Below are 15140 nucleotides of genomic sequence, written 5' to 3'. Positions count from 1 at the left end.
TTTTTATCACGCTCATACTGATTCCTTTAGTATGTCGGCATTTCAGGATCGATATCGCGGGCCCATGCCAGGATGCCTCCCTGCAGGTTGTACAGGTTGGTAAAGCCATGGTTCTTTTCAAGCCACTGTACCATGTTGCCGCTCCGGGCGCCGCTGCGACAGTGGATCACGACTTTTTTATCTTTTGAAATACGGTCTACGCTGTGCGGAACGTCGGCCTGGGGGATGAGCTCGCCCTGCAGGTTGCAGATGTCGAATTCATGCGGCTCCCGCACGTCGATCAGTTGAAAATCTGCTCCGGAGTCCATCATCTCTTTCAGCTCCTGTACGGTAACTTCTTTCATGGTATAGTCTTGATTATTAACGTTCAAAGATTTGGATTTATCAGCACTTATCCCACAAAATTCATCATAATCCAATAATTGTTTTATGCTGTCGCGGCCGCCCTGCGGCTTGATGCGGATCACCTGCTGACGCATGGTGGTGCTGTCCAATAACAAGAGCCGGTCGGCCAGGGGTTCGCCCACGCCGGTGAGTATTTTGATCACCTCGTTGGCCTGCATGCTGCCGATCATGCCGGGCAGCACGCCCAGTACGCCCGCCTGCTCGCAGTTGGGCACCGACGCCGGGTCGGGCGGCACCGGAAACAGGTCGCGGTAGTTGGCGCTGTAACGGCCGTCGGCATACCGGAAGTTAAAGACGGCAACCTGGCCCTCGAAGCGTAAGATCGAGCCGTATACCAGCGGCTTGTCCAGTAACACACAGGCATCGTTCAACAGATACCGCGTGGGGAAGTTATCGGTGCCGTCCAGCACAACGTCGTAGGCCGCCACCAGCTCCGGCGCGTTCGCCGCCGTAATACGCGCGGTATGTGTACGGAGGGTAATGGTCGGGTTCAATTGCTGCAGTCGTCCGGCGGCGGCCACCGCCTTGTTGCGGCCGATGTCCGCTGTCGTAAACAGGATCTGTCGTTGCAGGTTCGAAAGATCGACGGTGTCAAAGTCGACGATGCCGAGCGTACCTACGCCGGCGGCGGCTAAATAGAGCAGGGAAGGAGAGCCCAGGCCTCCCGCACCCACCACCAACACCCGCGCTTGCTTGAGTCGCTGTTGTCCGTTCATGCCAAACTCTTCCAACACCAGGTGTCTTCCGTAGCGCTTGATCTCTTCGTTTGTAAGTGTATTCATGGATCTCAAAGGTACGCGTGTTGCTGAAAATACCCAATGCCGGGTAGCCGTCTGTATAAGCGTAATAACGCCTGCTTAGTTCCTTAATTTTTATCCCTGCGGGTGTAGCGAATATCATATTTAGTCCTACATTTATATACTCTTCCAGGGATTAGGTGATATTGAGTCTTCTGGTGATGGTCGTGATCAGGCCCCTGCAAGTATCCCCTTTGTACATAGTCCGTTTTCTTCTGGCGTCTTTAATCTTAAAAACCCACTGTCTATGAAAAAAAATCGCTGGCTTTTTTGTCGACTGCCGCACGCGGCGCCGCCCTTTGTGTATTCTTCCGTTATACTGGCCTGGCCCTGCGCGCGTCTGCCAGATAATGCATCCTGATATTCGCTGATCGTGTGTCAATGCCGGCTCCCAGGCCGGTAGGATACGGCTGAATCGCCGCTCCGGCCTTTCACGCTATTGCTATGTCCATACGTATCCAACGTATGGGGTAACATCAAAAACATGAAACCTCTCTAACCCCCTCTCGAAAATGAAACAGATCAGTTGGCTTGTCAGTCTTTTGGTATTGGCTCTCGTCTTCCCGGGCTGCCGGGAAGACGAACCCGCCAAACCAGGAAATATCCGATTCGCATTCAATCCCGTCGTCCTGGCCAACAGCCAGGGACGCCAGGCAACGTCCTTACCCGACGGCGCTTCGCTGTATGTCAGCATCCGCCGCGTCAGTGGCGACGAAGTATATACCCTCGAGCCGGTACGCCTGCTCCGGATCGGCACGGAATACATCAGCGAGCCGCTGGCGCTCCCCGGCGGGAACTACGAGCTGACGGACTTCCTGGTGGCCGACGGTGCCGGCAACGTGGTATACGCTACGCCGAAGGAAGGATCGGAGCTTGCCCCCTGGGTAGACGATCCGTTGCCCCAGGCGTTTGCCGTGAGCGATGATGCCATCGCCCAGGTCGATGTGCAGGTGCTGCCGGTCGATGCCCGGCTGCCCGAGCAATTCGGCTATGCCACCTTTGCCGTACACGTGGCGCCATTCCCGTATTTCAAGCTGGCGGTGTTCCGGCAGGGGAACGACGGACCCGAGTTCTCCCGTGTACATGCCTACCTGCTCGACGAAGGCGACACGGTATATCATCGCCACCTTCCCGCCAGCCAGAACGATGTGATCTTCCCCGGCAACCCCGAGCGGACCTATACATTGGTGTTAATGGAAGACGAGCTCATGACCTACAGCCGCACCTTCGTGTTGCGCGACCTGTTGACGGAGCTCGCCGGCGCGCCGTGGCAGGTCACGCTGGCGCCCGCCCTGACGTTTACGGCGATCTTTCGGAATGATTTCTTTGAATATTGGATCCGCGTGGATGAGACGATCCCCGGCACGTCGTTTACGATCGATTGGGGGGATGGCGCGGTGGAAGAATTTGACGTGATCGAATCAGAGACGTTCTATCATGAATATGCGGCGGCCGGTAATTATCACGTCAGCATGTCGGGCGACCTGGCCGCTGTGCGGTTGGTGGCCATGGTGTTTGGTTTCGGCGCCACGGATAACATTTCGCTTCGCGAGGTGCCCGGACTGAAGATCCTTTCCATGGGCTTAAACGTTGGCTCCGGTGTCGTAGGGGCTGATAGCCTTGACCTGTCGCATACGCCGGAACTGGAGGAGCTCAATTGCTCATATTCCAACCTGCGGTACGTAGATATCAGCCATACACCCAAGCTGCGCTCGCTCGACCTTTCGGGGAATGTAGATTTTGCCGTGCCGGTGTTGAACAAGGTGATCGACGACCTGTACCAACACGTCGTAGAACATACCATTATCGGCGGATATCTCAACCTGGAGACCGGTTTTGACTATACATTCATCGGCCCGCCGTCGGCGGAAGCCCTCGATCAGCTGCACGTCATCGGCATGGAGTATGGATGGACGATCGTTCCGGGTATACCTCCCTTATAGTACATAAAGGACAAGAAAATGAAAAGGATCATCAAGTTCAGCATCCTGCTTTTGCTCGCCTTTGTATGGCAGCATTGTACCGAAGATCAGGCCCCGGCAAAGCCGGGTAATGTCCGCTTTACCATCAGCCCCACGGGCGGTCCCGGCGGGCGCGTGTCCGCATCGCTGCCCGAAGGCGCATCGCTCTATGTAACCATTCAGGAAGCCGGCGGTGGTGAGGTATATACCCTGGAACATGTCACGTTGCTGAAGATGGGCGAGGAGTATATCAGCGAGCCGCTGGCGCTGCCACCGGGCAACTACGACCTGACCGACTTCCTGGTGGTCAACGCTGCCGACGAGGTGGTATACGCCACACCCAAAGAAGGCTCGGACATGGCCGGCTGGGTGGACGATCCGCTGCCCATGGCCTTCGGTGTGAACGACAACGCCATTACGGGCCTCAGCGTACAGGTAGTGTCCACGAGTGCCTACCCGCCGGCAGCGTTTGGCTATCTCACCTTCCAGGTCGGCATCGTGCCGGGAACGTCGTTCCGCCTGGCGGTATTTAAGCCGACTCCCACAGGCTTCGTCTTCTCACCGGCGCAGGTATACATTCTCGACGGCGCAGACACCGTTCATCGTCAGCACGTCGGTGCGGCGCCCGGCGCCATCCTGTTCGACGGCGACCTGACCCGCACCTATACGCTGGTAGTACTTCAACCCTCGTATAAAAAGTATACGCAGACCTTTGTTTTACAGGATCTGCTGAGCGCGCTGGCCGGGGCACCACACACCGTCTGGCTGGAACCGGCGTTCACCTTCCGCCTGACGGATCAGGATGTCTACTTTACCCTGGAGGGCGACATCGATACCCTCTATATCGACTGGGGCGACGGCACGCAGGACATCATTACGCAACAAACATTTGAGAGTCGACCGGAACATCTCTATGCAACCCCCGGCGGCCATTTCGTCAGCATCTCCGGCGCCACGTTGAATAAGGTAGAACGGGTTGCGTTTGCGTATGCTTATGGCGGTACGACTGAGATGTCCGTAGAATACCTCACCGGCCTGAAAGATTTTGTGGCGACCTTTGCCGTAACTCCCGCTACCATCGATTTCTCGCACAACCCTGCCCTGGAAAGTATTTACATCGCCGTCAGCGACATTGTCGAGCTGGACCTGTCGCACAATCCGCAGATACGATCGGTCGTGATGTTTGGCATTTTAGACTTCTCCGTGCCGTCGCTCAATGCGCTCATCCATCATTTATATAGCACCGCAGTACAATATAATCGCAGAAATGGTAGTTTCGAGGCGCACAGCTTTCCCGTTTCGATGACCACGTTCATCGGACCACCGTCGCCCGAAGCGATGGAGGAGCTTCGCATCTTACGCGATACATACGACTGGACGATCGACCCAGCCGATTTTTGACAGGATAGCGATCACGTTTTTGTTGAGAGGGCTTCGGAGGCCAACGGCACAAAAGAGCCGTTGGCCCCGGGGCCTTTTTTCCCTCCGTCAAACAACACTATGCATGAAAAAGACCGCCCGATTTAGTATCATCCTCGTGCTGGCATTTCTATGGCAGCACTGCACAGACGATCCGGCACCGGCCAGGCCGGGTACCATCCGTTTTGCGCTACGCCCCACCGTGGCCGCCAGCCAGGGACGCATGGCGACGTCGCTTCCCGACGGAGCCTCGTTGTACGTAAGCATCCGCCGGGAAGGTGGAGACGACGTATATACGCTGGAGCCGGTACGCCTGCTCAAGCTCGGCGAAGAGTATATCAGCGAGCCCCTGGCATTGCCCGGCGGTAACTATGAGCTCACGGACTTCCTGGTGGCCGACGCCGCTGGCGACGCCGTGTATGCCGCACCCAAAGAAGCTTCGGAACTGGCCCCGTGGGTGGACGACCCGCTGCCACTGGCTTTTACCGTGAGCAATAACGGCATTGCGCAGGTGGACGTAGAGGTGCTGCCGACCGATGTCTACCAACCGGCACAGTTCGGCTATGTCACCTTTACGGTGGAGGTTATGCTCGTCCCGCGTTTCAGGCTCGCGGTCTTCCGGGCAGGCGATTCCAGCGCCGAGTTTGCGCGGGTATATGCGTACCTGCTGTCCGAAGGTGATACGTTACTACAGGACTACCTTCCTGCGGCCATCAACGACATCGAATTTTCCGGTAGCCTGGCGGCGACGTATACACTTGTCTTAATGAAAGAATCGTACAAAACCTATATGCGCACCTTTGTGCTCGCCGATCTGCTCGCCGAGCTGAACGGCACGCCACTACAGGTAACGTTGGAAGACGCGCTGACATTTACGGCATCCTCCCGGTCGCCCTACTTCGGGTTTACCATGCAGACGGGCCGTGAGACCACGCCGTTTGTCATCCATTGGGGCGACGGCACCGAAGAGGTGCTTCCGCCTACGACGAGCGGAGGCGAGACCTATTTGCCTCAACACACCTATGCACAGCCGGGACAGTATCATGTGAGTGTTGCGGGCGACCTCGCGGCCGTGGAATATTTAAGTTTCACCGATACGCAAAGCGACCGCTACTCCCTGCGGGCCTTGCCGGGACTGCGAAGCTTTAGCATGGCGAACACTACGGGAGCCGACTCGGTCGACCTCTCGCATAACCCCGTGCTGGAGTCGTTGGACGTAGCATACTCCGACATCCGATACTTCGATATCCGTAACAATCCGTTGATCCGATGGATGAGCCTGGAGGGTAATGCAGACTTTCCGGTGCCAGTGTTGGATCAGATCATTCTGGATATACACGACCATGCGTTCGAGCAACAGATATTCAACGGCGAGATTAACCTGAGTGCAGGCCCGGGACAAGGCATCATCGGGCCGCCTTCTCCGTACCCGATGGACCGGCTGGGCCACATGGGTGAGCTCAGCTGGACGATATACCAGTAGATGCCTGTCCGGATCAACAACAACCTTACAACAAGTTATAAAAATGAAAAGAAATTATTGGCTTTTATGGTTCATCCTGGTAGCGGTTTACCTCCCCGGATGCCGTGACGAAGAACAGGAAGCACACGGCCCGGCTACGCCCGGGAATGTACGCTTCGCCATCGACGCCCGCACGGTCGTGGGTGCCGGCCATGGCCGGGTAGGAGCGGTCCTGCCGGCCGGTGCGTCGGTGTACGTAACGATCGCAGATGCGAGTGGTCAAGAAGTATATACGCTGAAGCAGATCGCCTTGCTTACCCTCGGCGGGGACTATGTCAGCGAGCCTTTGCTGCTGTCGCCCGGTGCCTATACACTCACAGATTTCCTGGTGACAGATACCGCCGGTATCACGCTTTACGCCACACCCAAAGAAGGCTCGCCGCTGGCCGCCTGGGTAACAGACCCGCTGCCGGTATCCTTCTCGGTAACGCAGGATGCCATGACCGGGCTCGATGTACAGGTGCTGGCCATCGCCGAATACAGCGCCGAGGAATTTGGCTATGTCGCCTTTGGCGTCGAGGTCGCGCCTTTTCCGTATTTCAGACTGTCGGTGTTTGCCCACGACACGACCAACGCCCTGGCGTTCACGCCCGTGCACGCCTGTATACTCGACGGTACCGATACGATCTATAAACAGGTGCTGCCGGCCCGTACGTACGATATAGCCTTCGTCGGCGATCTGTCCCGGACGTACACCTTGTCGCTGACGCAGCCGTCCTATCGTAGATATACCCGGACATTTGTGCTGGGCGAGCTGCTGGAGGCGCTGGACGGCGCGCCGCTTTTGGTCACCCTCACACCCGCATTGACGTTTACCTCGGCACAAAACATCGGGTTCGAATATGTATTCCGGCTCGGGGGCAATCTGCAAGACCTGATGGTCGACTGGGGCGATGGCATGGAAGAACCTGCCGCGGACTACATGACCCATTTCTATGAGGATGGCAATCCGTTGCACTTTGTCAGTGTTTACGGTGATGTGAACAGTATCACCCTCGTAGAGTTTTACTATGGAAGCTCGGACATCGCCGAAATTTCCCTGGTAAGCCTGCCCAACCTCCAGAATTTCGCCGCCGCTTTTCTGACACGATCACCCACCCACCTGGACTTTAAAAAGAATCCCCTGATCCAGACAATTTCAGTACCCTATAGTAAAGTTCGTTCGTTCGATCTGCCGGAAGGCGCGCGGCTGCGGGTGGTAGACGTGGTCGGCAACGACGGCACATCGGAAGTGTCGTTGAACGCCGCCATCCACGCGGCCTACCTCGGACAAATAGAGCGGGGATACACCGGCTCGCTGTATCTCAGTTCCACCCCCGGTGGAAGTGAATTCGTGGCCCCTGTCACCGAAGAATCACTGGCGATGCTCAGCGCACTCCGGGAATATGGATGGACGATTTGGCCCGAAGGATTTTAACCCTAAGCCCCTTTCGCATGAAAAACAATAGCTGGATTTTATTCGTCATGCTGTCCGTTCTGACGGTCCTCGTTTCGGGATGTCATGATGAAGCACAAGGCCCGGCCGTGCCGGGAAATGTACGTTTTACCATCGATGCCCGCGCGGTCGGAGAAGCAAGCCACGGCCGGGTGGGAGCCGTCCTGCCGGCCGGTGCGTCCGTGTACGTAACGATCGCGGATGCGGGTGGTCACGAAGTATATACAATGAAGCAGATCGCGTTGCTTACCCTCGGCGAGGACTATGTCAGCGAGCCTTTACCGCTGCCACCCGGTACCTACACGCTCACAGATTTCCTGGTAACAGATGCTGTCGGTACGACGCTCTACGCCACGCCCAAAGAAGGCTCGCCCTTGGCTGCCTGGGTAGCAGACCCACTGCCGGCATCTTTCTCCGTCACGGCGGACGCCGTGACGGGACAGGATGTACAGGTGCTCGCCACCGGTGAACACAGCGCCGATGAATTTGGTTATGTTACCTTTCGCGTCAACGTCGCGCCCTTTCCGTACTTCCGGCTCTCGGTGTTTGCCTACGATAGCAGCCACACCCCGGTGTTCTCGCCGGTGCGCGCCAGCATACTCGACGGTGCCGATACGGTCTACAAACAAACGCTCCCCGCCGGCACGAACGCGATAGCCTTTGTCGGTGATCCTTCGCGGACGTATACCTTGTCGCTGACGCAGCCCTCGTACCGCCAGCATACCCAGACATTTGTGCTGGGCGAGCTGCTGGAAGCGCTGGATGGCGCGCCCCTTTCGGTGACACTCACGCCGGCATTGACGTTCACCGCCTACGGTACGTATTTCTATACGTTCCGGTTGACGGGCAATGGGGAGGACCTGACGATCGACTGGGGTGACGGTGTCGTGGAGCCGATGACCTCCAGCATATTCGGATCCTTTGTGCATTACTACACCGATGATCATCTGCTGCACTTCGTCAGTATCTACGGCGACCTGGAGAGTATCTCGGCATTGGAATCGTACGGGAATGGGCCTACGACGGAAATTTCACTCGTGAACCTGCCCAATCTTCTGATCTTCGCGGCAGCCGAGACACGATCGCCGGTATATGTGGATTTCAGACACAATCCCCGGATCAGCCTGATCTCATTTCCTCATAGTGACATCCGCTCGTTCGATCTGCCGGAAGACGCGCGCCTGAGTCTTGTAGACCTGGTCGGCAACGCGGGAACGTCAGAAGCATCGTTGAACGCTGCCATCCAAGCCGCCTACCGTGGACAAATGACCTATGGATACGAGGGCTTTCTATACCTCAGTACGATGCCCGAAGGCGCGGGGGAATTCGTGGGACCCGTCACCGAAGAGTCACTGGCGATGCTGCGCGAGCTGCGGGACCTGCACGGATGGCTGGTCTGGCCGTACGATTTCTGACATAGCATTTACAACGTACGGAATGTACGTACGGAATGAAAGGCTCTGCCCCCACACGCATGGGGGCGGAGCCTTTCCATTATATTTCCCCAATATTTTTTCTTTATTCAGGTTAACAATTGATGGCAATTAGTGATACATTTACATGCTCTCGCTGAAGTACCGCAAGAAAGTATTGAAGTGTAAAGAACGTTGAACAAACTTCCCGGGAGCTCCTCGCATATAGACTGGTTGTAGAAACGCTTCCTCAAAAGAGGAACAGGCAGTGTATAGGTATACCGTGGCGTATCTCTTCCCTCAGGCGTGGCCGTACTACAAACGATGGATACTTAAATCCCTACGATATGAAAAGCTATAGTTGGCATCTTGATCTTGTTTCACCCGCCCGGGTCTTCCGCTCTTCGGAAGAGGATCCTGTCTTACCCGAAATTTTTCCACAGCGTCAGTAGACAGATGTATCGGTAGCCATGTCAAGGCAAGCAGCACACTCCATGTGCTGTGATGGCTGCTGTATGCCTTTATACTCGCCATTTTTCGGCGCGCGCGAGGTACGTGCGTGCGTGTTCTATATTTTCTAAAATTATCCTTTTAACGACGTTATGAAAAAAGACAGCTTTAACACACTTCATCAGCCTTATTACGATCCGTCAAAACATAAACATGATCAGACTATGAAAATAATACATAAGGTCTTTTGCCTTACCCTGCTGACATACGCGGCGTTCCTGTCGTCTTGCCAGGAAGATGATAATAACCCCGCCAGGCCGGGCACTGTCCGGTTTACGCTGCAGCACCGGGTTTCGGCCGATGCCCCCGACGGTCGGGTCACACAAAGCCTTCCTGAAGGGGCGAAGCTGTACGTCTCTATTGCAACTACAGCCGGCGAAGAAGTCTATTCGCTGCGGGAGGTAACACTGGTCAACATGGGCGGCTATGCTGTAAGCGAGCCGTTAGCACTCAATACGGGAGACTATATTTTAACCAGGTTCATCGTGGCCGGCGACCAGGTGTCATATGTCGCGCCGCAGGAAGGGTCGCCGCTGGCACAGTGGGTGGAGGACCCGCTACCGATCGCATTCACCGTCGAGGACAATACCATTGCCGGACTCCAGGTGCAGGTGTTGCCGTTTGACGAGACCAACGCACCGCAGGACTTCGGATATGTAGGTTTCGGGATACAAGTAGCAGCATATCCCTATTTTAATCTCTCGGTATTCACGCTGAACGAAAACGGGTTGGCGTTTATACCCGTACGTGCGTCAATACTTCAAGGGGCCGACACGGTCTTTAGCCAGGCGCTGCCGGCGGGTATAAACGCGATCGCATTCGTGGGAGATATGGAAGCGATCTATCAGCTGGTATTGGAGCAGCCCGGATATGCCCGGTATACCGTGGACTTTACGCTTCCGACGTTGTTGGAAACGCTGATAAGCTCGGGCAAGAAGGCCCTGGAGATAGCCCTTCGGCCGGCGTTTACATTTGTGACGCGTTATAATCGTGGTGCGGCGTTCAGCGTGGTGGGAAGCTCGCTGGACGAGCTGACGGTAGATTGGGGTGACGGCACCATCGAGCCGCTCGTTCCGGTAATAGCCGATCAGGTCGAGCACGAATACACGGGCGACAAAGATCATTATTTCGTCAGCGTGTATGGAAACGACCTGAACCACATTGAGGAGCTGGGATTCTTCTATGATTTCGGATCACTGAAGGAAATTACCCTCGACAACCTGCCGGCGCTGAGGAGATTCAGACAGGGATTTGCCGCAGCGCCTCCCGTCGTAGATTTTTCCCATAATCCCGTATTGCACGAGATCGAGATGATCATCGCCAATGCCCGTTCGATCGTGCTGGCAGAAGATGCGACCGTGCGCTATATCCTTCTGATGGGGAACAACGACACGTTCCAGCAAAGCTCTCTCGACCATATTATCGATGTGTCCTACCGGGCGGCGGTAGAGGGCCGCATGCCCGTAGGCACGTTGGCCCTCGAGACGATGTATACGGTCCCACGCCGTTTGATCGTAACACCTTCGTCCGATGCGCTGGAGAAACTTCGCGCGCTGCGTGATGTCTACGGATGGAGTATCTCCCCGGATGAATTTTAGCGATCACGGTAATACCGCATAACCCTTAACATTCAACCCCTAAATCGTATGAAAAAAGTCAGTTGGTTCTTTTGCTTGAGCATGCTTGCATGCGCGATGCTCTTTCCATCGTGTCAGGATGATGAGAAAAGTCCGGCCCGGCCCGGCGACGTTCGTTTTGCGATCCGGCCCCAGCCGGGGAAAGACGGTAGTACCACCGGAAGAAAGGCGTCCGCCTTGCCTTCGGGCGCGAAGTTGTATGTCACCGTCGTAAACGCTGCCGGTGACGTGGTGTTTGACCTGAAGGAGGTCACACTCATCACGTTGGGTGAGAGCGTCGTCAGTCAGCCGCTGTCACTGGCACCGGGTAACTACACGCTCACGGAGTTTATCGTAGCCGACAGCCAGGTGTCGTACGCCACCCCGAAACAAGGCTCGTCGCTCGCACAGTGGGTAGACGACCCGTTGCCGGTACCCTTCACGGTATATGACGAAGACGTTACCGAGCTGGGCGTAGAGGTGTTGCCCGTTGCCGACGGATATACCCCGGAGGACTTCGGCTACGCCAGCTTCAACATTACGGTGGCGCCCTTCCCGTATTTCAAACTGTCGGTGTTTAAGCCGGAAGGGGAGACGCTGGTGCTCGCGTCGGTCCACGCCTATATTGTTGACGGCACCGATACGATCTACAGCCAGCAGTTGCCGGCCGGTACGAACGACATCGCCTTTGTGGGCAACCAGGAGCGGCCCTATGAACTGGTGTTGGTACAGCCGGGCTATCGCAAACAGGTGGTGCCCTTTGTACTACAGGAACTGATCCCGAGCCTGTCGGGCGGTCCGCTGACCGTCACACTCGAGCAGGCGTTTACGTTCGTAACCCGCTGGGGCAACGACTTCGCCTTCCGCCTGCAGGGGCCGGCCGACAACCTGTTTATCGACTGGGGTGATGGCAACGTGGTGCCGGTAGCCGACATCCGCGATATCACAAACCGGTTAACGCACGCGTACGGACGCGAAGGCCAGTTCTTTGTCAGCGTCTACGGCAGCGACCTGAGCAGTGTGTCCGGCGTCGAGTATTATTACGACGACGGCGCCCTGCGTTCGCTCACACTCGACTATCTGCCCGCGCTTCAGCTATTCGCGTTGTCCTTTGCCGACTCGCCGCAGGTGATCGACTTCAGCCATAACCCGCACATCGCATCCATTCATATGGCCTATAGCGATGTTCGCTCGTTCGTGTTGCCGGAAGCGCCGCCGTTGTTTGCCGTAGACCTTGTGGCCCAGGTGGGCTTCTCACCCGCTTCGATGGACGAGGTCATCCACGCGGCGTACGTAAATGCCGTAACGACCGGTGCGCACGGTGGCTGGCTGTACCTCAGCGACACGCCGTATAGCACCTGGGGCTTTATCGCATGGCCTTCGCCGCAATCCTTCCAGGAGCTGCGCGCCTTGCGCGACACCTATGGCTGGGAGATCTGGCCGACATCGATCGACGAGTAACGACACATAGAGCCGCCGTAGCAAAGCTTCTGCTCCACGCCGTGTGGAGCAGAAGTAACGGCGACAGATCAGACCGGAAGGTGCGGAATGTCAGGCCCTTTTTTTTATGGGACAGGTGTACACCCCGCACGTTGGACATCCCCACACCCATCAGCATATAAACATTACTTAAAAACAAGCGTATGAAGAAAATCAACTGGACGAATGGTATCATCGCGGCGACGGCAATAGCGCTTGCATTGTCGGGCTGTAAGGAAGACGAAAGCGTAAAGACGGCGGCGGACGCCGAAGGTATTTCCATTCAGCTGAATGCCCCGGCTGTCTATGGAAAGCGGCCGGCCGCTTCATCGGAAGTGGTTGCCAAAGTATATGTCCTCGACGGAAAAGACACCGTTTACAGTCAATTGCTGAAAAAACTGAAGGATCGCATCGCATTCAACGGCGATCAGGACAAGGTCTATTCGCTGGTCGTGAAAGCAGACGCTTTTCAGAAGGTCGTCAGGACCTTCACCATGCGCTCGCTGCGAAAGGAACAAGGTGGGCGATTGGCTGACATTGACCTGGTACCGGCGCTTACCTTTGTAACAGGCGGTCAGCAGGAAGTGCAGCTAGACCTCGGGGCCTCCGATGCCGCCCTCTCCATCGATTGGGGTGACGGTTCCCCCATTGAAGCGACGACATGTGGATGTTATTTGACACACCTCTATGATACACCCGGCTATTACTTTGTAAGCATTACCGGCGAGTTGGACAAGGTGGAAACACTCGGATTCTTCTATGACTACGGCGGCATCTCCGACATTGCGCTCGATCATGTCGGCAACCTCCAGAGCTTTGCCAACGCGTTTGCACAATCGCCCACGTACATCGACTTCTCCAACAACACGCTGTTGCAGACCATCGAGCTCGGTGCCAGCAGAACGCGCTACATCACGGTGCCGGCCGACAACGACCTGCTCAGCGTGCGCCTGTTCCTCGACTCGGGCTTCTCCGCGTCCAGCCTGAACAACGTCATTCACCAGGTATACACGGCATCACTAGCCGAGAACCGTACCGGCGGTCAGATGTACCTCAGCCAGCAGCCGTATGGCGCTACCTTCATTGCACCCATCTCCAACACCGCCAAGGACGAGCTGCGCGTATTGCGCGACAGCCTGGCGTGGGAGGTATGGCCCGATCAGTTTTAGATCGAACCGCATGCATAAAAGCAAAGAAGCCTTCCGCTACAACGGAAGGCTTCTTTCTGCGAGGGCCGTCTATTAATTTAAAGTCTTTTCAACGCCAGTTGCGAAACCGTCTCGCCAATGGATAGGGAGGAGGTTGCGGCGGGCGAAGGGGCATTGCATACGTGTATGGCCCGGGCTTCTTCCAGGATCATAAAATCATCGAGTAGTCCACCCGTGCGGTCGCAGGCTTGCGCACGTACGCCGGCACCACCTTCTTCCAGGTCTTCTTCGCGGATCTCCGGCATAAGCTTCTGCAAGGCCTTGGTAAAAGCTGCCTTGGACCAGGAGCGATACATCTCGCCCATGCCCGTCTGCCAGTACTTGGCCACGATCTTGCGGAACCCCGGCCAGGCCAGCGTCTCGCCCAGCTCCGGCAGGTTGATGGCGGTTTTAGTGTAGCCCTCCCGTCGGAAAGCCAGCACGGCGTTGGGGCCGCACTCTACGCCGCCACCCGGCATGGTCGTAAAGTGTACACCCAGGAAGGGAAAGTTCGGGTCGGGCACCGGGTAAACCAGGGTCTTGACCAGGTACTCTTTTTCTTTTTTAAGCTTATAGTACTCGCCGCGGAAAGGGATGATGCGCACGTTCAGACCGGGAGTCGTCAGGCGTGCCAGTTTGTCGGAGTACAGACCGCCGCAGTTCACCACCAGCTTGCCGGTATAGGTAGCCGCCGGCGTAACCACCGCTACGGCATCGTGGCTCGTACGGATGTCGATCACCTTTTCACCCAGCTTGATCTGGCCGCCCTGGCGGAGGATCACCTCGGCGTACTTTTCGGCTACCACGCGGTAGTCCACAATGCCCGTTTGCGGCACGTGGATGCCGGCAATACCCGCTACGTGGGGTTCGTATTCGCGCACCTGGTCGCCCGTCAGCATCTTTAAGCCGGCCAGGCCGTTCTGTTGGCCCCGGTCGAAGATGTTCTGGAGCAGGGGCAGTTCCTTCTCCTCTGTTGCAACAATCACTTTGCCGCACAGGGTATGGGGGATGTCATGCTCACGGCAGAAATCGAGCAGCAGCTCATAGCCATGGATACAGTTGCGGGCCTTCAAGCTTCCCGGTTTGTAATAAATACCCGAGTGGATGACGTTGCTGTTGTTGCCGGTCTGGTGACGGGCCACGGCCGTCTCCTTTTCGATCACCACCACCCGGGCCTTCGGCTGCTGACGCAGGATCTGCAATGCGGTGCCAAGCCCCACGGCACCACCACCGATAATGATAACATCGTACTGCACGACTGATAAAAAATTTTGCGCGAAGCTAACGATTATCCCGCAGATTCTACCACCCGATACACCACTCACATCTCGTCCATAGCGTTTACCACGGTGGCCTGCCTGCCCGCCATAGCTTTAGCGAAGGCGGGCCCATCGTAG

General features: G+C 56.4%; 10 protein-coding genes. 8 read left to right on the top strand and 2 right to left on the bottom strand.

The genetic code is table 11. The annotated features are described in order from the left end of the window. Nucleotides 1-26 precede the first annotated feature (26 nt). A complete protein-coding gene (gene moeB / locus KK078_RS10500) occupies nucleotides 27-1187 on the bottom strand; it encodes a molybdopterin-synthase adenylyltransferase MoeB (RefSeq protein WP_254090221.1) in 1161 nt (386 codons plus the stop codon). A gap of 527 nt (nucleotides 1188-1714) precedes the next feature. On the opposite strand from moeB, the gene KK078_RS10495 reads away from it, so the two are divergent. The 8 genes from KK078_RS10495 (at nucleotide 1715) to KK078_RS10460 (ending at nucleotide 13725) form a co-directional block, all read left to right on the top strand. Next, nucleotides 1715-3145, top strand: a complete 1431-nt coding sequence (locus KK078_RS10495) for a leucine-rich repeat domain-containing protein (protein WP_254090220.1) — start codon at nucleotides 1715-1717, stop codon at nucleotides 3143-3145. An 18-nt stretch (nucleotides 3146-3163) separates the two neighbouring features. Beyond that, nucleotides 3164-4564, top strand: coding sequence for a hypothetical protein (locus tag KK078_RS10490; protein ID WP_254090219.1), 1401 nt, complete (start codon nucleotides 3164-3166; stop codon nucleotides 4562-4564). Between the two features lie 103 nt (nucleotides 4565-4667). Next, nucleotides 4668-6065, top strand: a complete 1398-nt coding sequence (locus KK078_RS10485; RefSeq protein WP_254090218.1) for a hypothetical protein — start codon at nucleotides 4668-4670, stop codon at nucleotides 6063-6065. A 43-nt stretch (nucleotides 6066-6108) separates the two neighbouring features. Next, nucleotides 6109-7521 carry a hypothetical protein gene (locus KK078_RS10480; protein ID WP_254090217.1) on the top strand — a complete coding sequence of 471 codons (1413 nt, stop codon included), beginning with the start codon at nucleotides 6109-6111 and terminating at the stop codon, nucleotides 7519-7521. A gap of 17 nt (nucleotides 7522-7538) precedes the next feature. Next, nucleotides 7539-8954 (top strand): hypothetical protein, encoded by a 1416-nt coding sequence (locus tag KK078_RS10475; protein WP_254090216.1) that lies wholly within the window; start codon nucleotides 7539-7541, stop codon nucleotides 8952-8954. A 671-nt stretch (nucleotides 8955-9625) separates the two neighbouring features. Next, nucleotides 9626-11059 (top strand): hypothetical protein, encoded by a 1434-nt coding sequence (locus KK078_RS10470; protein ID WP_254090215.1) that lies wholly within the window; start codon nucleotides 9626-9628, stop codon nucleotides 11057-11059. Nucleotides 11060-11107: 48 nt separating this feature from the next. Continuing rightward, on the top strand, nucleotides 11108-12538 hold the full coding sequence (locus KK078_RS10465) for a hypothetical protein (RefSeq protein WP_254090214.1): 1431 nt from the start codon (nucleotides 11108-11110) through the stop codon (nucleotides 12536-12538). A gap of 182 nt (nucleotides 12539-12720) precedes the next feature. Further along, entirely contained in the window at nucleotides 12721-13725 is a 1005-nt protein-coding gene (locus KK078_RS10460) for a hypothetical protein (RefSeq protein WP_254090213.1), read from the top strand. A 77-nt stretch (nucleotides 13726-13802) separates the two neighbouring features. Here the strand turns inward: KK078_RS10460 and lhgO are convergent, their stop codons facing one another. Then, nucleotides 13803-14999 carry an L-2-hydroxyglutarate oxidase gene (gene lhgO, locus KK078_RS10455; protein ID WP_254090212.1) on the bottom strand — a complete coding sequence of 399 codons (1197 nt, stop codon included), beginning with the start codon at nucleotides 14997-14999 and terminating at the stop codon, nucleotides 13803-13805. Between the last annotated feature and the right edge of the window lie 141 nt (nucleotides 15000-15140).

This window comes from Dawidia soli (genome assembly GCF_018598185.1).
GTDB lineage: Bacteria > Bacteroidota > Bacteroidia > Cytophagales > Cyclobacteriaceae > Ohtaekwangia > Ohtaekwangia soli.
This window is presented reverse-complemented; position numbering and strand designations above follow the sequence as displayed.

What these genes read in the sequence shown, in the direction of transcription:
- KK078_RS10465 (WP_254090214.1), top strand. Translation starts at nt 11,108, where the DNA reads ATGAAAAAAGTCAGTTGGTTCTTTTGCTTGAGCATGCTTGCATGCGCG.
- KK078_RS10485 (WP_254090218.1), top strand. Translation starts at nt 4,668, where the DNA reads ATGAAAAAGACCGCCCGATTTAGTATCATCCTCGTGCTGGCATTTCTA.
- moeB (WP_254090221.1), bottom strand. Translation starts at nt 1,187, where the DNA reads ATGAATACACTTACAAACGAAGAGATCAAGCGCTACGGAAGACACCTG.
- KK078_RS10490 (WP_254090219.1), top strand. Translation starts at nt 3,164, where the DNA reads ATGAAAAGGATCATCAAGTTCAGCATCCTGCTTTTGCTCGCCTTTGTA.
- KK078_RS10470 (WP_254090215.1), top strand. Translation starts at nt 9,626, where the DNA reads ATGAAAATAATACATAAGGTCTTTTGCCTTACCCTGCTGACATACGCG.
- KK078_RS10460 (WP_254090213.1), top strand. Translation starts at nt 12,721, where the DNA reads ATGAAGAAAATCAACTGGACGAATGGTATCATCGCGGCGACGGCAATA.
- KK078_RS10475 (WP_254090216.1), top strand. Translation starts at nt 7,539, where the DNA reads ATGAAAAACAATAGCTGGATTTTATTCGTCATGCTGTCCGTTCTGACG.
- KK078_RS10495 (WP_254090220.1), top strand. Translation starts at nt 1,715, where the DNA reads ATGAAACAGATCAGTTGGCTTGTCAGTCTTTTGGTATTGGCTCTCGTC.
- KK078_RS10480 (WP_254090217.1), top strand. Translation starts at nt 6,109, where the DNA reads ATGAAAAGAAATTATTGGCTTTTATGGTTCATCCTGGTAGCGGTTTAC.